General features: G+C 39.1%; 22 protein-coding genes, 4 pseudogenes and 1 riboswitch. Of the genes and pseudogenes, 24 read left to right on the top strand and 2 right to left on the bottom strand.

Annotation, left to right across the window (positions count from 1 at the left end):
- The first annotated feature begins 19 nt into the window (after nt 1–19).
- The 8 genes from BIV16_RS14960 to BIV16_RS14925 all read left to right on the top strand — a co-directional run bounded on the left by BIV16_RS14960 (nt 20) and on the right by BIV16_RS14925 (nt 10,013).
- Complete coding sequence (locus tag BIV16_RS14960) at nt 20–1,012, top strand: hypothetical protein (protein WP_143524771.1); 993 nt, start codon at nt 20–22, stop codon at nt 1,010–1,012.
- Nucleotides 1,013–1,149: 137 nt separating this feature from the next.
- Nucleotides 1,150–4,005, top strand: coding sequence for a response regulator (locus tag BIV16_RS14955; RefSeq protein WP_159435947.1), 2,856 nt, complete (start codon nt 1,150–1,152; stop codon nt 4,003–4,005).
- A gap of 25 nt (nt 4,006–4,030) precedes the next feature.
- Complete coding sequence (locus BIV16_RS14950) at nt 4,031–5,116, top strand: LCP family protein (protein ID WP_242940402.1); 1,086 nt, start codon at nt 4,031–4,033, stop codon at nt 5,114–5,116.
- A 238-nt stretch (nt 5,117–5,354) separates the two neighbouring features.
- A complete protein-coding gene (locus BIV16_RS14945; protein WP_075681333.1) occupies nt 5,355–6,518 on the top strand; it encodes an MFS transporter in 1,164 nt (387 codons plus the stop codon).
- 24 nt (nt 6,519–6,542) lie between these two features.
- Nucleotides 6,543–6,743, top strand: coding sequence for a hypothetical protein (locus tag BIV16_RS14940; RefSeq protein ID WP_075681331.1), 201 nt, complete (start codon nt 6,543–6,545; stop codon nt 6,741–6,743).
- 205 nt (nt 6,744–6,948) lie between these two features.
- On the top strand, nt 6,949–7,305 hold the full coding sequence (locus BIV16_RS14935; protein WP_075681329.1) for a hypothetical protein: 357 nt from the start codon (nt 6,949–6,951) through the stop codon (nt 7,303–7,305).
- Nucleotides 7,289–8,152 carry a DUF4300 family protein gene (locus BIV16_RS14930; protein ID WP_242940401.1) on the top strand — a complete coding sequence of 288 codons (864 nt, stop codon included), beginning with the start codon at nt 7,289–7,291 and terminating at the stop codon, nt 8,150–8,152. Before BIV16_RS14935 ends, BIV16_RS14930 begins: the two co-directional genes overlap by 17 nt.
- Nucleotides 8,153–8,294: 142 nt before the next feature.
- Entirely contained in the window at nt 8,295–10,013 is a 1,719-nt protein-coding gene (locus tag BIV16_RS14925; RefSeq protein WP_075681327.1) for a glycoside hydrolase family 13 protein, read from the top strand.
- Between the two features lie 74 nt (nt 10,014–10,087).
- Here the strand turns inward: BIV16_RS14925 and BIV16_RS14920 are convergent, their stop codons facing one another.
- Nucleotides 10,088–10,669, bottom strand: a complete 582-nt coding sequence (locus tag BIV16_RS14920) for a folate family ECF transporter S component (RefSeq protein WP_075681325.1) — start codon at nt 10,667–10,669, stop codon at nt 10,088–10,090.
- A 64-nt stretch (nt 10,670–10,733) separates the two neighbouring features.
- Nucleotides 10,734–10,843, bottom strand: a riboswitch (THF riboswitch).
- 209 nt (nt 10,844–11,052) lie between these two features.
- Here BIV16_RS14920 and BIV16_RS14915 point away from each other — a divergent pair.
- The gene (locus BIV16_RS14915; RefSeq protein ID WP_075681323.1) at nt 11,053–12,420 is read left to right on the top strand and encodes an MATE family efflux transporter; all 1,368 of its coding nucleotides are present in this window, start codon (nt 11,053–11,055) and stop codon (nt 12,418–12,420) included.
- A gap of 13 nt (nt 12,421–12,433) precedes the next feature.
- Nucleotides 12,434–13,024 (top strand): cytidylate kinase-like family protein, encoded by a 591-nt coding sequence (locus tag BIV16_RS14910; protein ID WP_075681321.1) that lies wholly within the window; start codon nt 12,434–12,436, stop codon nt 13,022–13,024.
- Nucleotides 13,025–13,079: 55 nt separating this feature from the next.
- On the opposite strand, the pseudogene BIV16_RS15790 reads toward BIV16_RS14910, so the two are convergent.
- A pseudogene (locus tag BIV16_RS15790) lies at nt 13,080–13,211 on the bottom strand (MerR family transcriptional regulator); the annotation flags it as partial.
- On the opposite strand from BIV16_RS15790, the pseudogene BIV16_RS14905 reads away from it, so the two are divergent.
- The 14 genes and pseudogenes from BIV16_RS14905 to BIV16_RS14840 all read left to right on the top strand — a co-directional run.
- Nucleotides 13,209–13,481, top strand: a pseudogene (locus BIV16_RS14905) (alpha/beta hydrolase); the annotation flags it as partial. The pseudogenes BIV16_RS15790 and BIV16_RS14905 sit on opposite strands and share 3 nt — an antisense overlap.
- A gap of 462 nt (nt 13,482–13,943) precedes the next feature.
- Complete coding sequence (locus tag BIV16_RS14900) at nt 13,944–14,153, top strand: DUF6219 family protein (protein ID WP_075681319.1); 210 nt, start codon at nt 13,944–13,946, stop codon at nt 14,151–14,153.
- 1 nt (nt 14,154) lies between these two features.
- Entirely contained in the window at nt 14,155–14,610 is a 456-nt protein-coding gene (gene bcp / locus BIV16_RS14895; RefSeq protein WP_075681317.1) for a thioredoxin-dependent thiol peroxidase, read from the top strand.
- Nucleotides 14,610–15,359, top strand: coding sequence for a peroxide stress protein YaaA (gene yaaA / locus BIV16_RS14890; protein ID WP_075681315.1), 750 nt, complete (start codon nt 14,610–14,612; stop codon nt 15,357–15,359). The genes bcp and yaaA overlap by 1 nt, the downstream gene beginning before the upstream one ends.
- Nucleotides 15,360–15,486: 127 nt before the next feature.
- Entirely contained in the window at nt 15,487–15,894 is a 408-nt protein-coding gene (locus tag BIV16_RS14885; protein ID WP_075681313.1) for a Fur family transcriptional regulator, read from the top strand.
- Nucleotides 15,887–17,068 (top strand): rubrerythrin, encoded by a 1,182-nt coding sequence (rbr, locus tag BIV16_RS14880; protein WP_075681311.1) that lies wholly within the window; start codon nt 15,887–15,889, stop codon nt 17,066–17,068. Before BIV16_RS14885 ends, rbr begins: the two co-directional genes overlap by 8 nt.
- Nucleotides 17,069–17,117: 49 nt before the next feature.
- The gene (locus BIV16_RS14875) at nt 17,118–18,026 is read left to right on the top strand and encodes an L-lactate dehydrogenase (RefSeq protein WP_075681309.1); all 909 of its coding nucleotides are present in this window, start codon (nt 17,118–17,120) and stop codon (nt 18,024–18,026) included.
- Between the two features lie 27 nt (nt 18,027–18,053).
- Nucleotides 18,054–18,428, top strand: a complete 375-nt coding sequence (locus tag BIV16_RS14870; RefSeq protein WP_075681500.1) for a desulfoferrodoxin family protein — start codon at nt 18,054–18,056, stop codon at nt 18,426–18,428.
- 91 nt (nt 18,429–18,519) lie between these two features.
- Complete coding sequence (locus BIV16_RS14865; protein WP_012740305.1) at nt 18,520–18,675, top strand: rubredoxin; 156 nt, start codon at nt 18,520–18,522, stop codon at nt 18,673–18,675.
- Nucleotides 18,676–18,699: 24 nt separating this feature from the next.
- A pseudogene (locus BIV16_RS14860) lies at nt 18,700–19,932 on the top strand (HD-GYP domain-containing protein).
- 111 nt (nt 19,933–20,043) lie between these two features.
- Nucleotides 20,044–20,442 (top strand): bacteriohemerythrin, encoded by a 399-nt coding sequence (locus BIV16_RS14855; protein WP_075681307.1) that lies wholly within the window; start codon nt 20,044–20,046, stop codon nt 20,440–20,442.
- Between the two features lie 535 nt (nt 20,443–20,977).
- Entirely contained in the window at nt 20,978–22,261 is a 1,284-nt protein-coding gene (ltrA, locus tag BIV16_RS14850; protein WP_075681305.1) for a group II intron reverse transcriptase/maturase, read from the top strand.
- A 122-nt stretch (nt 22,262–22,383) separates the two neighbouring features.
- Nucleotides 22,384–23,099 (top strand): annotated as a pseudogene (locus BIV16_RS14845) (aldo/keto reductase); the annotation flags it as partial.
- On the top strand, nt 23,099–23,773 hold the full coding sequence (locus BIV16_RS14840) for a dihydrofolate reductase family protein (protein WP_075681303.1): 675 nt from the start codon (nt 23,099–23,101) through the stop codon (nt 23,771–23,773). The pseudogene BIV16_RS14845 and the gene BIV16_RS14840, both read left to right, overlap by 1 nt.
- Nucleotides 23,774–23,808 lie beyond the last annotated feature (35 nt).

The raw sequence follows: 23,808 nt of genomic DNA, 5'->3' as shown, positions 1-23,808 counted from the left end.
AGTTATGAAAGGTACAGGTATGAATATGAGCAAAATTCAGGAGTATGGAGCTAGTACAACACAGAATTATGTAAACCAAAGCCAAAGCACAAAGACCGAGTCAACGGAGAAGAAAGAAACCAATACCATCTACGGAGGCAGCCTTACACTCGGACAGGATGATCTGATTGAGCAGAAACGGAAAAATGCAAGAAATCAGGCAATGAATCTGATTCAGAGTGCCTGGGAAAAGGATAATAAGAGAGACAAGCAGATTCGTGACTGGAAGAATTTGCGGGATACCAAGATTCAGGAAAATCTTGAAGCACAAGACTATTTAAGTGATATTGAAGAGAAAAAAGAGATGCTGATGGAGGAATATGGGATTGATAAAGATTCAAAAGAGCAAAAGGACACTGAGCTTTTAGAAAAATTCCAGGATTATCAAGGTGGTGTGTGCGACAAACCGTTTACCAAGGAAGAGGTGGAGCGGTTAAAGGAATTACAGAACACACCTCGTACAGAATATCAAAAGAAAGCATTGGCGCTTAACGCGGGAGCAATCGAATTAAAACAGCTGTCGGAGTTAAATGAGCGCGAAGCACGTTCTTTAGGAGGCTCCATAGCGGACGCAAGAATCGATGAGTTAAAATCCCAGGATATGTTAAAAGCAAACGATTCTGCAGAGCAGCTGTTAGATGCCTCTAACAAAGAAATATTAGGACTTCTCATCAATCAGGTAAAAGAGAATGTGGATGATAAAGTCCAGGAGAGTGAAGAAAAGGCAGAGGAGAAGGAAAAAGAGAAAGAAGAACAGGATAAGCGCCTAGAAGATGCCAAAGAAAAGCGCAAAGAGCAGGAAAAACTTTTAAAGGGTCAGGCAGAAGTAGAAAAGTTAGAGACGCACATGACACAAAGTGAGCAGTCAAACAGCAACGTTGTCCAGGCACAAAGAAGTATTCAAAAGATTCTAGAAGAGAACGATATGCTCGAAGAAGACTTAAAAGGAATCAAGATTGATTTCAATTCTTAGAAAAAATTGTATATAAGATGCCTATTTTCGCCAATATTCTAGAATTTTGAAGAAGGATGAAGTAAGATAAAGTACGATAAAAGGAAATATCAAAAAAGACAGATTTCATCTTTTTAAGAATGTTTGAGGATAGAGCGATGAGAGTATTAAAGAATAAATCATACCAGGGAAAAAAGGCATGGCTTAGAAAAGCTGCAACCGTCATATTGATTATGATGCTGTGCAGCTTTTTTGCGTACCCGGTTACCACAATGGCGCAGGAGGCAACAGAAGCGGGGCAGGAACAAAAAGTAATCCGTGTAGGATATTACATAGCACCCGGCTTTCAGGATTATGATGAGAAAACACAGACTTACAGCGGATGCAGTTATGAGTATCTGATGGCAATTCAGCAGTACACAGGATGGAAATATGAATTTGTTCCGGTGGAGTTTGCAGAGGGCGTGGAAATGCTTGAAAATGGTGAGCTTGACCTGATGAACAATGTTTCCAAAACATCGTACAGGGAGCAGACACTTGGTTTTTCCGATTACGCCTCAGGAACCAACTACGGTTGTATTTTAGTTGATCAGGACAATACTGATTATGCATACAATGACTATGAGTCGTTTCAGAATATGAAAGTAGGAATTCTTTCCACCAGTATTTTCAGGGGATATTTTGACGATTTTTGTAAAGAACATGACCTGCATCCGCAGATTTTCTATTTTGATACAGGGGATGAGATGACACAGGCATTGAAAAATGGTATCATTGATGCAAGGGTTGTCTCAAGCAGTTATGGCGATGGAAGCCGGATTGTCGCCGAGTTTGCACCGATGGACTACTATTTTGCGGTGCCAAAGGACGAAGAAGATGTCTTAGAAGAGTTAAACGATGCGATGACGCGAATCAAGATTGATATGCCGAATTTCCAGCAGGAGATGGAGCGTCATTATCAGTCCAGACAGGAAGAACAGACGGTTGTACTGTCCAGTCAGGAAAAAGAATTTTTAAAGGAAAATTCGGTTATAACGGTTGCCGTGGGAGGTTCCTGGTATCCGATGATTTCCTTTGATGAAAAAGGAAACTGCAGTGGCTCATTGGTCGATATCTACGACAGGATTTCGGAAGCGACCGGATTGCAGTTTCGGTTTGTCGCTTATCCAAGTTACACGGATGCGCTAAATGCCATCAAATCAGGGGAGACGGATATGATTGTCGATTTCCCGTACGATTTTGTATTTGCGAATCAGTGGAACGTAGAATTATCGGATGTGGTAAACGAGATGAATGTCTACCGTGTGGTGAATGAGAATCACAATTCATCTGATATCAAAAGAATTGCGGTGTACGGCCAGCCCTATCTGGAGAAGCAGATATACAAGATATATGGGGATACCGTTTCCTATGACGAATATGACAATGCAGAGGATGCCCTGGAGGCTGTATTGGATGGAAAAGCCGACTGTACATTTATGAATTATTTTACCTCGACAGCATTCCAGAATCGTGGAAAATATATTTCTTTGAAATATATTCTGATTCCGTCGATGCAGTACCAGTTGGGGTTAGGAATGTCTAACAAAACGGATGGCTGTTTAAAATCAATTATTGGAAAAGGAATTCAAAGCATTTCAGATGAAGATATCGATGCAATTTTTCAAGGGGCAGCAAATACCAGCCCGGCATTGGATTTTGAGACACTGTTTTATGAGAAACCCCAGGTTTTTATTGTTGTGATTGCACTTTTTATTGCGGCAATCGGAGTCTGTCTGGTAGTACTTTTCTATTCGAGCCGGATGAAAAAGAAAAATATTGAGCTGGAACGTGCAAAAACGGCGCAAAGTTCCTTTTTATCCAGAATGAGCCACGATATGAGAACGCCGATGAATGTGATTTTAGGACTGTCCTATCTGATGGAAAAAGAGCAGAATATGGATACCTTAAAAGGGTATATTCCACAATTGCAGGAGTCGAGCGAATTTTTATTGCAGCTCATTAACGATGTGTTGGATGTCAATAAGATTGAAAGCGGAAATCTGACCATCAATCCGCATGAATGTGATGAAAAAGGTGTATTTGATTCGATTATCAATATGATGCAGCCGTTGATTGCAGAGAAACATTTAGAGTTCCATTTTGAAAAGAAAGAACCGGAATGGTACCAGATGATGATTGATGAGCAAAGAGTCAAACAGATTTTTATTAATCTGCTCAACAATGCGGTAAAATTCACACCGCAGGGTGGAAAGATTGAATTCATCATGGAGCGTGTGGAACAGACAGACGAAATGATACGCAACAAGTTTATTGTGCGTGATACTGGAATTGGAATCAGCAAAGACTTTTTACCACATATCTTAGAACCGTTCAAGCAGGAAAACACAAACGAAGATTATACAATGGGAACCGGACTGGGGCTTCCAATCGCAAAACAGCTGATTGAAATGATGGGAGGAACGATTTCCATTTCCAGTAAAAAAGGATGTGGCACAACGATTACGTTGTTCTTAAATATGCCACTTGTGAAGAAGAAAAAGGAAGAAATAAGCATTACACCAGCACCAAAAGCGGCAAAGAGAACAGAGCCGCCGGAAGTTTTAAGACCGGGATTCCAGATTCTTTTGTGTGAGGATCATCCGCTAAATGCCAAGATTGCAACGAAGCTGTTAGAGCAGCAAAAAGCGGTTGTAACGTGGGCAAAGGATGGAAAAGAGGGCGTGACATTGTTCCAGCAGTCAAAACCGGGAACTTATGATGTTATCTTAATGGATATCAGAATGCCGGAGATGGACGGGCTGGAGGCAACAAGGCGCATCCGTGCCTTAGACAGAGAGGATGCCACGCAGATTCCAATTATTGCAATGTCGGCGAATGCCTATGAGGAGGATGTCAAAAAATCCTTGGAGGCAGGAATGAATGCACATCTTGCAAAGCCGATTGAACCAAGGAAGATTTACGAACAGATTCAATTTTATACGCGCGATATCAAAAAAAATCATGCCGGATAGGGTATCGCAGAGAAAGGGGCCTGATATGAAGAAAAAGAAATGGGTTTGTCTGGGGATTGTACTTGCAATTGTGGTGATTATCATTGCAGTTCCTGCGTTGTTTGTAGAACAGAAACTGAATAAGATGGAACACACCGGAGAGATTGCGGAAGAGGAATTGTCGATTAATGAATTGGATGAAGAGACACAGGATATTTTAGACGGATATACAAACATTGCGCTGTTTGGTCTGGATAACCGCTCGAATGGAAGCTACAAGTCTGGAAACAGTGACAGTATCATGATTGTAAGCATCAATAATGACACCAAAGAAGTGAAGCTTGTTTCGTTATACCGGGATTCTTATCTGAATGTTTATGATAACTCCTTCCAAAAGTGTAATGCAGCTTACGCAAAGGGCGGACCTGAGTATGCGATTGCGATGATGAACCAGAACCTTGATTTGAATATCAAGGATTATGTTGCAGTCGATTTTAATGCATTATCGGAAGTGGTAGACTTGTTAGGCGGCATTGAAATTGAGCTTACCAACCAGGAAGCCGAGAACATGAAGGTATACATTGACGAGCTGATGAAGGTAACCGGCAAAAAATCTAGTTATGTATCGGGTGGAACCCGCACTTTAGATGGGATTCAGGCAACGGCATATTGCAGGGTGCGCAATACCGTAGGAGATGACTTTAAGCGTGCACAAAGACAAAGAACCGTGCTTTCATTGATGTTTGAAAAAGCGAAGAAATCCGATATTTTTACAATTAATAAGATTGTAGATGCGGTGATGGACGACATCAGTACAAGTTATTCTTCCGCCGATATTTTAGAGCTTGCGGCAGGAATTGCGCAGTATCAGCTTGCAGATTCGTCTGGATTCCCATTTTCCCATTATCCGATGACCTTGGGCAAAAAAGGTCAGGTGGTTGTACCGACTACATTGGAGAGCAACGTCATACAACTACATTCTTATTTGTTTGGTGATACAGATTATGAGGTATCTGAAACGATTCAGGAACTCAGTAAGAAAATTCAGAGCGATACAGGAGTATCTGAGAGCGATGGAGTAACCTTTTCCGGTGATTATTTAGAGGAATCCGAAGATACAGAGGAAGAGTAGAACATCGATTACATCAAAATAGAACGAAAAAACTTGAAAAGAGGACAGGTTTGTCATAAAATAAATATATCTATGAGGAATTTGTCCTCTTTTGTTTTGGAAAGGAAACGTCATGAATCGTCCCATTTAAATTGTAAAAGAAAGCAGAATGAGAAGCGGTAGGATTGTTAAGATATTCACAAATAGAGTGAAAAGTTCTTAGCTTTCTTTGTGTACAATTTGAAAGGAACGAAACGTGATGATAAGAAAAAAGAATATAGGAATTATGTATGCCATCTCCTTTTTGCAGGGTATGGTTTTTTACAGTGCGGTTGCGACGTTGTACCGTCAGGCTGCTGGAATCAGTGTATTCCAGATAACATTAATGGAAAGCATTTCGCTTGCACTAAGTGTGCTGTTAGAGCTCCCATGGGGCATAATTGCGGAAAAGATAGGGTATAAGCATACGATGGTTATCTGCTGTCTGCTTTATTTTCTGTCAAAAGTAGTGTTTTACGAGGCAAATGGATTTGGCATGTTTTTGCTGGAACGGATTCTTTTAAGTATTGTAATAGCAGGATTGTCGGGAGTAGATGAAAGTATTCTCTATTTATCCAGTGAGGAAGCAAAAGTACAGAGAATTTTTGGAATATACAGCAGCATAGGAACGGCAGGTATGCTGATTGCAGCTGGTGTGTACAGCCTGTTTTTAAGTGGAAATTACCGCTTAAGTGCACTTTTAACAGCGGTTGTGTATGGAATCGCCACTATTTTTTGCCTGTTTTTGGATGAGGTAAAAGAACCGGAGAAAGAGGAAAAAAGTTCGGTCATTGAATTCTGGCAGATCTTAAAAGAAACGATTGGGCGAAAAGAATTGTTGTGTTTTCTGGTTTCGGTTGCACTGTTTAGTGAGATGCAGCAGACCATTACCGTATTTTTGAATCAGCTGCAATATGTTCGTTGTGGAATGACGGATAACGCAATAGGGTGGGCATACGCGGTAATGACGGTTGCAGGATTGACGGGAGCCTGGTCTGACAAGCTGACCGTGCGCCTTGGAAAAAGAAAAACGGGTGTGCTGTTACTTGGATTAGGACTGGTGTGCTGCCTGTTTTTGGCTTTTTCTACAAATGCAATGGTATCGGTACTTGCTATTATTTGCGTCCGTGTAGCATTTTCTTTGATGCTGCCGCTTGTAAGCCTTTTGGAAAATGAGCAGGTACATCACGAAAACCGGGCCACAGCGCTTAGCATTAACGCTGTTATGATGGATGGTGTTGCAATTGCAACGAACTTGATTTTTGGGAAATTAGCGGATGAGAGTGTCAGTCACGCCATGATAGCAGGAGCAGTCTTTTGCCTGGTTGCAGTGATAGGATTTTCTTATAGCTGTAAGAAGTTTAGGCAGGAAAGCCGCTTATAAAAGAAAAATAAGGGGAGATTTGAGATGTGGACGATACAAAGAATTGACGAAGTGGATTATGGATGCGAGGAGCGCTTGCCGGGCGAACCGCTTATGGCGCTCGTTACCTTGGAAAATGAGATAGGAGAAATCATTTCCTTTGAAATGCCAGATAATTGGTTATTGATGCAGGGGTTAAATGAGGGAGATGAGTGGCCGGAAGAGATTTATGCGTTCCACATTTAAAGAACATGAGAAAAGCTGCGGAGGAAATACAACGAGAGTATCGTATTGCATTAAGGAAAAAAAGTGCGTATCGTTTTGCTGTGTTATAATTTGGGTATACTTTTTTTGGTTGAAACCATACTATTTACATATATCCAATAGTAGGGTAATCTGTTAAAGGGTAGCCAAACGACTGCTAATAAGAAAGAAAAGAGGTATATTGATAATGAAAAAGAAATTAATTGTAATTGTAATGGGAATGATGCTTTGCATGGGATTATTAGGTGGCTGTGGTCAGACAGAACCCAAGCAGGATAGTGCTGCAACGGGTAATAGTGAGACCGGGAAACAGGAAGGAACAGCAGAAGAAAAGGAATTGACAGGAACGATTGATGAGATAAAAGATTTTATGTTTGTTGTCACAGATGAAAATGACACACCGTATAGTTTTACTTTTGAAGAAAAGCCAGAAGGCTTAGAAAATATCAGCGACGGAGATACCGTGACTGTTAAATATACAGGAACAATTTCTGAGGTAGATCCGTTTGAGGGAGAGATAATATCTATTGAAAAGACAAAATAAAATCAAAACAATAATTCAATTATCCGCTATTGTTATGCTCTTATGCAGTATGATGCTAAGTGCATGTACAGCAGCACAGAAACAGAAGATACCTGTTGCCACTTATATGGGCGGAAACGATACCATTAAAGAGGTCTGCAGGGAAATGGAAGATGCGGGAGCCTCTAATGTAGATGTGTTCCAGGAGTGGGTAGTTGATTTTGCAGCTTCTGCAGGGAGTAATGCAAAGCTGGAGGATGCGTGGTCTAATCCTGAAAAAATGAGGGCAGATACAGGAAAATGTATGGATGGCTGGGAACAGAATCATGATTATTCAGACAGTAACTGCAGAATGACAGCTTTTCTTTTGCTGGATGGGCTGCTTCATGCAGAAACGATGGAAAGCAGCTATAATGGCAGCTATTTAATGTTTGATACAGAAGCGATAGATAATGTGGATAGATATGAGATTATAAAAGAAAATAGAGATATGTTTACTACACTCTATGGCGAAAAGAGTCTTACGGATGAAAACCATCCGGAAACCACATTTTCCGACAACTGGCAGCATTATGGATTTCAAATAGATAGTGATAGAATATCTCTTCTCAGCATAGCAATATATGACCCGGATTCGGATGTTGTTTTCGTAGGTCACACCGGTATTCTTATAAAATACAGTGACTACTATTTATTTGTAGAAAAAATTGCATTTGAACAGCCATATCAGGCAACAAAGGTGCATAATATGGATGAGCTGCTTCATATTCTGTCATTGAGACCAGAATATTTCGGCGAAGAAGGAGAAATTGGACCGTTTGTGTATTGTAACGGAGAATATATTGGAACATTAAAGAAAAATATTTAAGGATGGCTGCAGCCATCCTTATTTCTTTGGAAATATAGGGTTGAAGGTAGAAAAAGTTATAAAAATCAGGGATATAGTGTTAGAATTGTTTGAAAAAGTGCGTTAAAATACAAAAAAACGAAATAAGTAAAGGGGAAAATTTATGGAGTATTCAGCAATTTTTCATGATATGGATAAAAGGTTCTGCTATGCGATTGATAAGGATGTATTCGTGATCCGTGTGCAGGTAAAAAAGGATGATATGAAGGAGATAATCCTTCACTATGAGGACAAGTATATACCAATGGAGCGCAAGGATACGCGAAAGACGATTTCTATGAAGAAGGTTGCCACTTCGCAGTTCCACGATTATTATGAAGCACAGCTTCAGATGCATTTGATATGTCTGCGCTATTTCTTTGAATTTATAGACACACATGGAGAGAAGGTATATTACGGCAATTATGAATTTAATAAGGACTGTATTACAAACAGGGACAGGATGTTTGACTGTCCGCAGAACCTTAGGGAGGAAGAGATGTTTGAGGTGCCACAGTGGGCAGCCAACAAGGTGGTATATCAGATTTTTCCATCCCGTTTTGCAGCGTCTCAGCCAGTAGACAAGGAGCTGTGGTATAAAGCACCGATTACACATATGGACGATTTACATGGCAATCTCAGAGGAATTATTGAACATCTGGATTATATTGAGAACCTGGGAATTGACATCTTGTATATGACACCTATCTTTAAATCAAATTCGTGCCATAAGTACGATACCATTGATTATTATCAGGTTGATCCTTCCTTTGGAACAACAGAGGATCTTAGGGAGCTGGTACAAAAAGCACATGAGCGTGGAATGAAAGTAGTTCTGGATGCGGTATACAATCATACAGGAAGAGATTTTTTTGCATTTCAGGATATTCTGGAAAAGGGCGAAAAATCCAGATATCTGGATTGGTATTTTATTGATGAACTGCCGCCTAAAGATGAAATGGGAGAGATTCCAAACTTCAAATGTTTTGGTTATTATGGCGGAATGCCAAAGCTGAATCTGAAGAATCCTGAGGTCGAAAAATACATTACAGATGTTGCTTGTTATTGGATTAAGGAATGCGACATTGATGGATGGAGAATGGACGTAGGTGATGAAATCAGTCATTTTTTCTGGAAAAATTTTCGAAAGGCAATTAAGGCAGTAAAGAAGGATATGCTGATAATTGGAGAAATATGGCATTATGCAGGAGATTTCCTTGAGGGAGATGAATGGGATACTGTCATGAATTACCCATTTTACCTGAATATGATAGACCTGCTTGCAGATACCAGGATTAATGTCAGCCAGTTTGTACAGAACCTTGGCTATCTGAAGGGCCGCTTAAATAAAAAATGTTATCCTCTTATGTGGAACCTGATTGACAGTCATGATACAGCAAGATTTTTACATCTATGTAATGATAATAAGAAAAAACAGCATCTGGCGGCAGCCTTTCAGTTGTTATTGCCGGGAATGCCTATGGTATATTATGGAGATGAGTTTGCAATGCCGGGAGCAAACGATCCGGATTGCAGACGAGGTATGTACTGGGATGGAGAATACCAGGACAAAGAGATGTTTCAATGGTATAAAAAGCTTTTGCAGATTCGAAAAACACATACCTGCGTTGTAGAAGGTGAATTGATTGAGATAAGCGCAAAAGATGAGGAAGAGACAATTGTTATGATTAGAAAAAATGGTGAAGAGACAATTGCCATGATTTTTAATTGCAGCACCAGGATGAAGGAATTTAATGAGTATGCACAGAAATACAATTTGATTACAGACAGCGTATTTGATGGAAAAGTAGAAGGGCTTGATGCGGCGGTAATCAAGCTTTAGCATACAGAAGAACCTCCTCTGTTAAAATGATGCATGGTTTGCCAACTACATCATTAAAACAAAGGAGGTACCCATTAGAGATATTCTTTTACCCCGGATTTCACTGTGAAAAATCCAAACCTTGCCGCAAATTTTCTTGCATAAGTCAGCGCAAAAAATAAAATAAAGCTGTCAATCGGCAACATGATTACATTTTTGATGACGCGTGGAGTGAGCAGTACAATAAAACCTTTTCCGTAAAGCATGGAGAGCCAAAGTGTGTTCAGTCCACAGTTGATGACAAGTTTGACGAGAAACTCAGCAATCACAATACGTTTGATAGAAACCGGACGGCGGTAAAGAAGAGTGCCGTAGATAAGACCAGAAAGCATGGCATTAAAAGTAAAGCCAAAGAAAAACGGGCCATCCGGCTTTAAGACATACTTTAAGAGGTCGAGCGCACCGCCAAACAGGCATCCGACCACTGGACCGAATAGAAATTCAACAATGCGGTTCGGCAGACCGGAAAAACCAATCTTGATATAAGGTCCGAGCTGGATACTTGCAACCATACTTAATACAATGGCAAGTGCAGCGAGAATTCCGCAGAGCACAATCGTTTTCGTGCTGCGAAATTCCCTAAGTGAGTGTTGATACAATTCTTTAAATTTTAACATAAAAAAGCCTCCTTCCTTAGCAGTTTCCTAAAACCGCATAGAGGAGACGTAAATATCCTTATGCAGCAGCGGGATGCGAATCCTGTATCGCAAACAAAAGCAGTGCTTTTGCTTTTCGTCCGTGTGACAACTCCCTGTTCACATGGCACTTAACGCACAGATTTCTACTCTGCTAATATGAAAATTAATTTTAACAGGTATTGTTATACCATATCGATAAGACGATGTAAAGAAGAATCTGTAGTATTTTTGTAGAAGAACAAGGTAATTTTTTTGTTTGACTTTTTTAATTTAATAAGTATAATAATTCCCGAACGAGTAGCAAAATTGCGTAAATCCAGTTTTGCTGCTCGTTCTTTTTATGCAAAAAAGGAGGATTCAAGATGGCAGAAAGTAACAAAATGAAGGAGATGCCGGTAAATAAGCTCATGGTTCAAATGGGAATTCCCATGATTTTATCGATGGCATTGCAGGCAGTTTACAATATCGTAGACAGTGCCTTCGTCGGAAACATGAGAGAAGGAAGTGAGGCAGCGCTGAATGCCCTGACACTGGTATTTCCGGTTCAGATGCTGATGGTCGCAGTAGGAATCGGTACCGGAGTGGGAACAAACGCACTTCTTGCAAGAACTCTGGGACAGGGCAACAGCAAAAAAGCGGCAAAGGTTGCAGGAAACAGTCTGTTTCTTGGAGGGATTATTTATGCAGTGTGCCTGTTGTTTGGAATTTTCGGAGTAAAAGCATACATCGCATCCCAGACAGCAGACCCGGAAGTTATATCCATGGGAACAAGCTATCTTAAGATATGCTGTGTGATTTCTTTTGGGATTATTTTCTTCTCGCTGTTTGAAAAATTATTGCAGGCAACCGGTCGTTCCCTTTATTCCACAATCGGTCAAGTCGCAGGTGCGGTCATAAATATTATTCTTGACCCAATTTTGATTTATGGTATCGGGCCGGTTCCAAAGATGGGAGTAGAGGGTGCAGCGTATGCCACGGTAATCGGTCAGGTTGTATCAGCGGTAGTATTGTTCCTTTTCCATATGAAATTGAATAAGGAGTTTGAACATGATGTGAAATACATGAAGCCGGATGGCAAAATTATCAAGGAAATTTATGCCATTGGGCTTCCGGCCATTATTGCACAGGCACTTATGTCCATTATGGTGTATGTGATGAACCTTATCCTAAAATTCAATCCATCGGCTCAGACAGCATACGGTCTCTTTTACAAAGTCCAACAGTTTGTATTGTTCCTTGCCTTTGGACTGCGAGATGCAATTACACCAATCATCGCATTTGCCTATGGAATGGGAAATAAAAAACGGATAAAGGATGGTATGAAATATGGACTGCTCTATACCGCAGCTCTGATGATTTTCGGTATCCTTATCACAGAAATTTTTCCGGGAGCCTTTGCCACACTGTTTAACGCAGGACAGTCAAAAGAATTTTTTATCAGCGCTATGCGAATTATCTCTATCAGTTTTATTTTTGCGGGAATCAATGTGGCATATCAGGGAATTTATCAGGCATTAGACGGCGGTATCGAGTCCCTCGTGATTTCACTGCTTAGACAGCTTGTAATTATATTGCCGCTGGCAGGAGTTTTCTCAATGTTTGTCAGAAATGGTCAGGCTGGAGTTGCGCTGATTTGGTGGGCCTTCCCGGTAACAGAGCTTGTGGCTTGTCTGGTGGGTTATGTATTTTTAAAGAGAATCCGTAAGAAAAAAGTGGAAAATTTACGTTAAGGAGGAAGGAACGATGGCAAAAAGAATTATTACAATCAGCAGAGAGTTTGGAAGCGGTGGACGCTTTATCGGCGAAGAAGTGGCAAAGAAGCTTGGCATAAAATATTACGACAGAGACATCATTGCCCAAATTGCAGAGCAGTCAGGCTTTTCCCCGGAATACATTAAAGAAAACGCTGAATTGTCTCCAAAGAAAGGCTTGTTTGCATATGCTTTTTCCGGGCGCGACATCACCGGAAAATCGATAGAAGATATGGTATATGAAGCACAACGAAACGTCATTTTGGATATCGCAGCAAAAGAGAGCTGCGTTATTATTGGAAGAAATGCTGACTTTATCTTAAAGGACAGGGATGATGTACTGAATGTATTTATTCATGGCGATATGTCGGAAAAAATAAAGCGGATATGCGCGTTGTACCGTGTTTCGGAGGATGATGCTGTAAAAATGATGAATGACACCGATAAAAGGCGCAGCACAAATTATAATTTTTATACGGAGCAGAAATGGGGCATGGCGGGGAATTATACGCTTTCCTTGAACAGTTCACAGCTTGGGTATGGTATGTGTGAGAGGATGATTCTGGAGTGTGTGAACCATTAACGTATAATGGGTTGCAAAAAGTAAAATTTCTACCATTTTTGAAAGCGTATCGGTATTACTTCCAACTATCATCATACAACTTTTGAATATCCTCTGGCAGTTTATCTGGCAGCATGGCATTGATAGCGTCTTCGTTGCCATCTTTCATAGCGGTTTCATAATACCAGCATTTATATTTTAACAGGGATGGAACAGCATTGGATGTGAATCATTTATGAATCAGCCAATCCTGCAATACAGTAACGAGATTAGAAGTGCCGTACTTATCATGCATGGGGATAAAGCACATAGCTATTATTTCGGAAAAGATGCTTATGAGAATATGGTTAAGGATAGTAAATATACAGCCAACAAGGAATTTTTGAGCATCCCATGCGCTGTTCACACAGATTTATATGATAATCTCGAAGCAATTCCATTTGATAAAATGGATGATTTTTTCCAGAAAAACTTATAGAAGGAGAGCGTGTCGGTGCTGCATTTAAGGATGGAGCTAAATTGAAATAGACGCATAAACTTTATCAGGCAGGATATAATCCTGCCTGAAATTTTATTTACGTCCCTATTAGGTCGGAAAAAATGTAGAGTATTTATCAATTTGGGTCAGAAAAAATGTAATTTATCTAATTGAATAGCCCCGAAAAAATGTGGTATACTGTTGGAAGAAGAAAAATGAAAAGTCAGAAGATCGGAGTAGTATAGATAAAAAGGTATACTATAATCAGTCGATAAGAGGCAAAAAGCGATAGAGATATGGTTAAGGAATGGAAATTGAATTAAAGATTAAGTGAGAGATTTATTTCTAACTATCGTATCATAATAAACCAATACGATAAGAAAGGTGTGTCATTCAGAAAAATATAGACCATGTTACAAAAAATTTGATATAATATGTTCATATACAGGAGATGAATAAAGCGTGAAAGCACATAAATACTGGTCAATTGGAACATTAATTACAATGATAGGTACTCTTTACACAGGATACAAGGGTTCAAAATTAAGCCACAAATATTTTGCATTTGGCTCTTTGATATGTATGATTATGGCAGTTTATTCTGGTCATAAAATGATTTCTGGTAATAAGAAATCAGGAAAAAAGATAGAAAAGAAAGAGGTGGAGAAATAATATGTTAGAAACAGGAACAAAAGCACCGGACTTTGAATTGCCGGATCAGAATGGAGAAATGCATAAATTAAGTGATTATGCAGGCAGGAAAGTGATTTTATATTTTTATCCAAAGGATAATACTGCAGGATGCACGAAGCAGGCATGTGGCTTTTCAGAGCGTTATCCTCAGTTTACGGAAAAAGGTGCGGTTATTCTCGGAGTCAGTAAGGATTCTGTAGCATCTCACAAGAGATTTGAAGAAAAATATGGACTTGCATTTACGCTTTTAGCAGATCCGGAGCGTAAAGTTATTGAAGCATATGATGTCTGGAAAGAAAAGAAAAACTATGGAAAAGTTTCTATGGGTGTGGTAAGAACAACATATCTTATTGATGAGCAGGGGGTTATCATCAAAGCCAATGATAAAGTCAAAGCGGCAGATGATCCAAAAAATATGCTTAAGGAATTAGATTGATGAAGATTATACTATCTCCTGCAAAAAAGATGATTACGGATACTGACAGTATAGAGCCAGTTGCTTTACCGGAGTTTATTGATAAGACAACAGAGTTATTAAGCTGGTTGAAAGATAAGTCAAAAGAGGAGTTGAAAGCTATCTGGAAATGTAATGACAAAATTGCAGAACAAAACTTTTATAGATTGGAAAACATGGATATTTACCATATACTTACTCCGGCTGTTTTATCATATGAAGGAATTGCTTTTCAATATATGGCACCATCTGTGTTTGAGGATAGGCAGTTTGAGTATATACAAAACCATTTGAGAATATTATCTGCATTTTATGGTGTTCTGAAACCAATGGATGGAGTGACACCTTATCGGTTAGAAATGCAGGCAAAGGTTGAAATAGGAGATGCAAAAAATCTGTATGAGTACTGGGGAGAATTGTTATACCGCTCAGTAATTGATGACAGTAGGATTATCATTAATCTTGCATCAAAAGAATACTCAAAATCTATAGAAAAGTATCTGACACCACAGGACAGATATATTACGATTGTATTTTGTGAGTTATCCGGAGATAAATTGGTAACAAAAGGTACCTATGCCAAGATGGCTCGTGGTGAAATGGTCAGATTCATAGCGGAAAATAATATTGAAAATCCGGTGGAGATTCAGAAATTTGACAGACTCGGATATTCGTTTCGGTATGATTTATCTTCAGATTCAGAATATGTATTTGAACGCAAAATAAAATAGTTATTCAGGTAAAAGATGCTCAGTTTGGCAGTTTTTATAATAATGAGAATTATTACTATTTTTATTGACAACAGGATAATAGTGGTATATAATCTTTATTAAGAACTAATCCTAATAAGGAGGGCGAATGACAAGTAGGAGAAATACCATTCAAAAAGATATCGTAAGAAATACCGTATACGAAATGAGAAGACACGTTACGGCAAATGAAGTGTATGAATTTATAAAAGAAGCATATCCATCAATTGGAAAAGGAACTGTATATAGAAATCTTGATATATTGGTAGAGGAAGGTGCATTAAGAAAGGTTGAAGTTCCGAATGGATCGAACCGGTTTGATTTTACACTGAAAAATCATTACCATGTCAGATGCATAAAATGCGGTGAGGTTTCAGATGTGGATATGGATGAAATACCGGACTTGCTGGAAAGAATTCATAACACTCATGGAATTGATTTTTTGGATTATGATATTTCATTTAAAGGCATTTGTCTGAAATGCAGGGAGAAGGTAAAGGAGGAAAAAAATGGATAGGAAAGCAATGTATAAGCTGAGTTATGGATTGTTTGTGCTGACTGCCAGAGAAGATGAAAAAGACAATGGATGTATTATTAATACAGCCATTCAGGCAGCTTCAGAACCAAACCAGTTAAGTATCTGCGTCAATAAAGCAAATTACACGCATGATATGATTCAGAGAACCGGAAAATTCACAGTATCAGTCTTAAGTCAGAAGGCACAGTTTGAATTATTCAAACATTTTGGCTTCCAATCAGGAAGGGATACCAATAAATTTGAAGCATTTGAAAAGTGTGCCAGGGGCACAAATGGTATTTATTATATTACAGAAGGTACAAATGCATACATTTCTGTAACAGTTACTAAAACAGAGGACTTGGGTTCACATACGATGTTTATCGGTGAGATAACCGATATGGAAGTTTTAAGCAATGTTCCTTCAGTAACATATGATTATTATCAGAATAATATTAAGCCTAAGCCACAGGAGGTTGGAAAAACAGAGGACGGTCAGACAATATGGCGTTGCAGAATTTGCGGATATGAATATGTAGGCGAGGAATTACCGGATGACTTTATATGTCCTTTGTGCAAGCACCCGGCATCAGATTTTGAAAAAGTAGTAAAGAAAACGGAGGTAAAAGAGATGGCAGAAAACAAATATGCAGGAACACAGACAGAGAAGAATTTACAGGAGGCATTTGCAGGGGAATCACAGGCAAGAAATAAGTATACCTATTTTGCTTCTGTAGCGAAAAAAGAAGGTTACGAGCAGATGTCAGCATTGTTTTTAAAGACTGCAGATAATGAGAAAGAACATGCAAAGATGTGGTTCAAGGAATTAGCAGGAATTGGTGATACAAAGGAAAACCTGGCGGCAGCGGCAGAAGGCGAAAATTATGAGTGGACAGATATGTATGATGGCTTTGCTAAAACAGCTGAGGAAGAAGGATTCCCTGAGCTTGCAGCAAAATTCAGGGCAGTAGGTGAGATTGAGAAGCACCATGAGGAAAGATATCGTGCACTTCTTAAGAATATTGAAACTGCACAGGTATTTGAAAAGAGCGAAGTTAAGGTATGGGAATGCCGTAACTGCGGACATATTGTGGTAGGAACTAAGGCGCCTGAAGTATGTCCGGTATGTAATCATCCACAGAGCTATTTTGAAGTACATGAAGAGAATTATTAAGGAGATGAGATTATTACGAAGAAGAAAGTGATTAATTCAAAAAGCAGTAATGATAGGCTGTGGCTTTGTTGCTTCTGCATCGGTATTTGCTCTGATGCAGAGTGGCTTGTTTACAGAGATTGTCCTTATCGATGCAGATAAGAACAAGGCAGAAGGAGAAGCGATGGATATCAGCCATGGTATTCCATTTGCGAGTCCGATGAAAATATATGCCGGAGATTATGATGATGTGGATGATGCTGCAATTGTTGTTATATCTGCCGGAGCGGGACAGAAACCGGGAGAGACAAGGCTTGATCTCGTAAATAAAAATGTAGTAATATTTAAGTCAATCATTCCTGAAATAGCAAAGAGAAATTTTGCAGGTATCATGCTTGTAGTTGCGAATCCGGTAGATATCCTGACTCAGGTAGCCATAAAGTTATCAGGACTTCCAGAAAACAGGGTTATTGGATCGGGTACTGTGTTAGATAGTGCCAGATTAAGAAATAAGCTTGGTGAGCATTTATCTGTGGACAGCAGGAGTGTTCATGCATTTATAGTAGGTGAGCATGGAGACAGCGAAGTTGTAGCATGGTCATCAGCCAATGTATCTGGTGTTCCATTAAGTGAAATGTGTGAAATGCGTGGACATTACAAGCACAAGGAAAACACGGCAGAAATAGCTACAGCAGTCAAGAACAGTGCTTATGAGATTATAAACAAAAAGCACGGAATTGCAATGTCTGTAAAAAGAATCAGCGAAGTGATTATGAGAGATGAAAAATCAATACTTCCTGTATCACACATGATTCATGGAGTATATGATATTGACGGAGTATCGTTAAGTATGCCAGCTATTGTAGGTGCAGATGGTATTGAGGCTGATATACCTATTAATTTAAGTGGCGAGGAAGCGTTAAAGCTTAAGGAATCTGCAGATTCATTGAAAAAGATTATGGAGACAATTGAATTATAAATTTTACACATGGAAGGAGAGAAAGGCATGGAAGTAAGGTATTATATTTGTAAGCATTGTGGAAACATCGTTGAAAAGGTAAAGGATAAGGGTGTACCTGTAATTTGTTGCGGAGAACCTATGCAGGAATTAAAAGCCGGAGTGACAGATGCTGCTGTCGAGAAGCATGTACCTGTATATACGATAGAAGGCAGTCATGTTCATGTCGTGGTCGGAGAGACAAAACATCCAATGCTTGAAGAGCATTTCATTGAGTGGATTACATTAAGTACCAATCAAGGAATATACAGAAAACAGTTAAATCCAGGGCAGGAGCCGGTAGCAGATTTTTGTCTTTGCGATGGTGAACTGGTAGAAGAAGTATATGCATATTGTAATCTGCATGGATTATGGAAATGCTAGAAGCATTTATAAATATTAAGATTACAGAACAACACAAATATAACCAGTAATATAGGCTGTGTATTAATATATTTACAAGGAGGAACAACAAATGAAATACGTATGTGATGTTTGCGGATGGGAATACGATGAGGAGAAAGGATATCCAGAAGGTGGTATTGCACCTGGTACAAAGTGGGAGGATATTCCGGAAGATTTTGAATGTCCGTTATGCTCTGTAGGAAAAGATCAGTTCTCAGAAGCATAAATATATTATGATAGGATTATACCAATGAAAGAAGAACTAAGTATAGATATCATCGGACTTGCAGGAGCCTGTTCTTATGCTTTGGATTGTATAGAAGCAGAGTTGGTAAATATTAAAAACAAACATGGAAAAAGAGTGGCTTATATAAGTATATGCATGGCTGAATATTGGAAAATTCAAGGTGATGAATTACAAGATTTAGCCATGTGTGCTTTACTGTATGATAATGCTTTGACACAATATATTTCGGAAGAACTGAAAAAGGATTCCGTCATTAATTGTAAAAAAGATTTATCCGAGAAAAAAACAAATCTTCATTGTATTTATGGTGAAAAAAATATTACTAAAATTCCATTTAAAACAGATGTGTCAAATGTGATTTTGTATCATCATGAACATGCCGATGGAACTGGTTCTTTTCAAAAAAAGTGGAATGAAATTCAATTGTTTGCAAGAATTATTCATCTTGCAGATACCATTGATATTATAGGAAATAATAAGGGATCTGGAAATAACAGTTAGAATTTTATATGTCAGTACCTTTTAAAAAATAGGGATGGATTATTCGATTCAGAATGTGTGAATGCCTTTTTTCATGCATTCACACATTCTGAATCTTTTATGTGTTTAAGTGATAATTCTTTTGAAATGAAGCTATGGGAGATTATCCCAAGACAAAAACAGGTTTTTGATTGGAAAACGTGTAAAAATGTCGCAGATTTTTTTGCAAAGATTGTAGATTATAAATCTTCTTTTACAAGCAGACATTCTATAGGAGTGGCTGAAAAAGCAGCTCTTTTTGCTCAATATATCGGATATGATTCTATTAATGTGCAAAAAATTTATCTGGCTGGTGCACTGCATGATATTGGGAAGATGGCAGTAGGCAATGAAATTTTGGAAAAACCGGATAAACTGACAGATGATGAATTTTCAAAAATGAAGAATCATGCTAGCTATACATACCTTATATTATCAGAGGTTAATGATTTTGAAGAAATACGAGACTGGGCAGCTTTCCATCATGAAAAATTAAATGGAAAAGGGTATCCTTTTGGAAAAACCGCATCTGAATTAAATGAGCCGGAACGTATTATGGCATGTATTGATATTTATCAGGCATTAACTGAGGACAGACCATATAAGAAAGGTTTAACGCACGAAAAAACGTGTGAGATGCTCGATGACATGGCGCAGAAAGGTTTTGTTGATTCTGATATTTCCAAGAAAATTAGGGAATGTTTTGGTAGAATCTAACATTAAGAAAAAGAAAATATAGGAAATTCATGAGAAATGCATTTGCCTATTATGATCAGATAGTATAGAACAGGTTCATAAAACAAATAAAACTGAAAGCAGGATTAATTGATGTATGAAATGAAACCAGAATATTATATCGGAATAGATATGATAGATGAAGAACACAAGCAGTTATTTAAATATGCAGATGAGGCATATGAACTGCTTCATGACGAGTATACACCAGATAAATATGATAGAATTGACATAATATTGGAAAATCTTCGTGATTATACAGTAAAACATTTTACAGATGAAGAACAGTATATGGAATCTATTAATTATAAGAAGTTATTTACACAGAAAGTTCAGCATCAGGAATTTATACATAAACTTGATGAATTTATGGAGCATCATAATGATGAGATAGAAGATCAGGATGAACAGATTATGGGGATTTTAAAATATCTCACAGAGTGGTTAGTTAATCACATTCTGTATGTCGATGGTCAAATTCCAAAAGGCTGATATTGTAAGAATGGCTGTTATTCTTTAGGGAGTAACAGCTTTTTACGTTTGCGCGCCATGGGCGCGCTCTAACGGGTGCAAGTCCCGAACACGCCCAGATAGTGGGAAGTGTATAGCCGAACAGCAAGGGTGTCTATTGTGAGGTAGAATCTGAAGGAAGCTGTAAGCAAATCTCTGGTCTGACGAACAGAAATCACATATAAGGCTAAGCTGCGAGAGATAAGTTGGCGTAAAGCAACGAAGTCTAATAACTATCACTTTTGTAGTAGCAGAGTAAATGTGGCGGATACATGGAGAGAAAGAGCGTGCACCTTAAGCGTGGAGGTCTCACAGAGGTTCCATCAGCCTAGTAACAACGAACTGTGAGAAGTCAGCCGAGCCCATAGTAGTGAAGAAGTCTCTGTAATGGAGATGGAGCAAAGGGGCGAACAATCAATAAGTTTGAGTATGTCTCGTATTGCAGAAATGGCAACATCTGCCGTAACCAATCGGGAAAAGGGTGGTCAAATCAAGCGGGACGGAAAGGAAAGAACGCATGGACACAAGTAGTCTAATGAAGCAGATACTATCTAGTGATAACCTCAACAGAGCATATCTGCAAGTCGTACGAAACAAAGGTGCAGAGGGAGTGGACGGAATGAAGTACACAGAACTTAAGGAACATCTTGTAAAGAATGGCGAAATCATCAAGGAACAGTTGAGGACAAGAAAATATAAACCTCAGCCAGTACGAAGAGTGGAGATACCAAAGCCTGATGGCGGTGTCAGAAACCTAGGAGTACCAACAGTAACAGACAGATTCATACAACAAGCCATTGCACAGGTTTTAACACCAATCTATGAGGAACAGTTCCATGACCATAGTTATGGATTCAGACCTAACAGATGTGCACAGCAAGCAATTCTAACAGCACTCGACATGATGAATGAGGGTAATGACTGGATTGTAGATATTGACTTGGAAAAGTTCTTTGACACAGTAAATCATGACAAGTTAATGACTATCATAGGCAGAACTATTAAAGATGGAGATGTCATCTCTATTGTTAGAAAATATCTTGTCAGCGGAATCATGATTGATGATGAATATGAGGATTCCATAGTGGGGACACCACAAGGAGGAAACCTCTCGCCATTATTGGCAAACATCATGCTCAATGAACTTGATAAGGAAATGGAAAAGCGAGGGCTTAACTTTGTACGATATGCGGATGACTGTATTATAATGGTCGGAAGTGAAATGTCTGCTAACAGAGTCATGAGAAATATTTCACGATTCATTAAAGAGAAGCTAGGACTCAAAGTCAACATGACCAAGAGTAAGGTAGATAAACCACAAGGACTTAAATACCTTGGATTTGGTTTCTACTTTGATTCAAGAGCGCATCAGTTTAAGGCAAAACCACACGCAAAGTCAGTAGCGAAGTTCAAGAAAAGAATGAAAGAACTCACCTGTCGTAGCTGGGGTGTCAGCAACAGCTATAAGGTGGAGAAGCTCAACCAGGTTATAAGAGGGTGGATTAACTACTTTAAGATAGGTAGTATGAAAACTCTATGTAAAGAACTAGATTCAAGAATTCGTTATAGGCTGCGTATGTGTATCTGGAAGCAATGGAAAACCCCGCAGAAACGTATAAAGAATTTGATGAAACTTGGAGTTGATAAGGATACAGCATGGATTACGGCATACACAGGTAGCCGAATCGCTTATGTGTGTCAGCAAAGAGTTATGAATTTTGCAATAAACAAAGAAAGACTAACCCGATTTGGATTAATCTCAATGTTAGATTACTACACGGAAAGGCGTGTTACTTGTTAAGTTGATTGAACCGCCGTGTACCGAACGGTACGCACGGTGGTGTGAGAGGTCGGGAAAATTTATTTAATTTTCCCTCCTACTCGATTATTTTGAATATAAAATCTGACACCTACACTTGACAATATGCTTATGAGCGTGGCGTAGGCGAGGGTGTCAGAACCTGCGGAATCCCAAGAGAAGAATTATTTGTCGTTTCAAAAGTTGCTGCTGAGCACAAGACTTACGAGGAAGCCAAAGCAGGAATTGAGGAGACATTAAAGAAAATGGGACTCGATTATCTTGATATGATGATTATCCACTCCCCACAGCCTTGGGTCGAGGTAAACCAGAGTGAAAACCGATATGTAGAAGGAAACAGAGCAGCCTGGAGAGCATTAGAAGAAGCTTATCACGAAGGCAAACTGAAAGCAATCGGTGTTTCAAACTTCCAGAAAGAAGATTTAGAAAGTCTGATGGAAACAGATAAAGTAAAACCGATGGTCAATCAGGTACTTTGCCATATCAGCAATACACCGGTCGAACTTATCGATTTTTGCCAGAAAAACGGTATTACCGTGGAAGCTTATTCCCCGATTGCACACGGTGAAATCTTAAATCAGCCGGAAATCAAAGCGATTGCCGACAAATACAAGGTATCGGTTCCGCAGCTTTGCATCCGCTACACCTTACAGTTGGTGCCATCTCACTTCCTAAGACTGCAAATCCAGAGCATATGAAGACAAACGCTGAGGTTGACTTTGAAATCAGCGCAGAAGATATGCAGACACTTAAGAATTTTAAGAAAATTGAAAACTACGGTGCAAACAGCGGTTTCCCGGTTTATGGAGGAAAACTTTAATGAAAAAACCATATATCATCTGTCGTATGATGATTTCGATTGATGGACGAATCGATTGTGCCATGACATCCAAATTGCCAGGCGTAGCAGATTACTATACAACATTAGATGAAATCAATATCCCAACCACCGTAAGCGGAAGAGTGACAGCCGAATTAGAAATGGCAGAACCGGGACAATTCATCCCGAAAAATGACGCCGTCTACGGTCAGGAAGGCTTTTCGAAGAAGGCAGACAGCGACGGCTATGAGGTAATTGTCGACTCAAAAGGAAAATTATTATGGCCTGACGCATCCGGCATGAAAAAGCCGTATCTTATCGTAACAAGCGAAAATGTTACCAAAGAATATCTTGCCTATCTCGATGCACAAAACATTTCCTGGATTGCCTGTGGAAAAGAGCACGCAGATTTAGCCCGTGCAGCGGAAATCCTTGCAGAGCAATTCCATGTGGAAAGAATGGGTATTGTCGGCGGTTCCAAAATAAATACAGCCTTTTTAGAAGCTGGACTTCTAAATGAAATCAGTTTATTAATCGGCGCAGGAATCGATGGAAGAGGCGGTATGCCGGCAGTATTCGACGGACTCGCAATGTCACATGATGTTACAGGACTAAAGCTTATGGATGTGCAGAAGTTTGACAGTGGAGCTGTCTGGATACGGTATACACTGTAAACATAAAAAAGGATATAAAAATGGAGGGAAGCACG

This window comes from Roseburia sp. 831b (genome assembly GCF_001940165.2).
GTDB lineage: Bacteria > Bacillota > Clostridia > Lachnospirales > Lachnospiraceae > Roseburia.
This window is presented reverse-complemented; position numbering and strand designations above follow the sequence as displayed.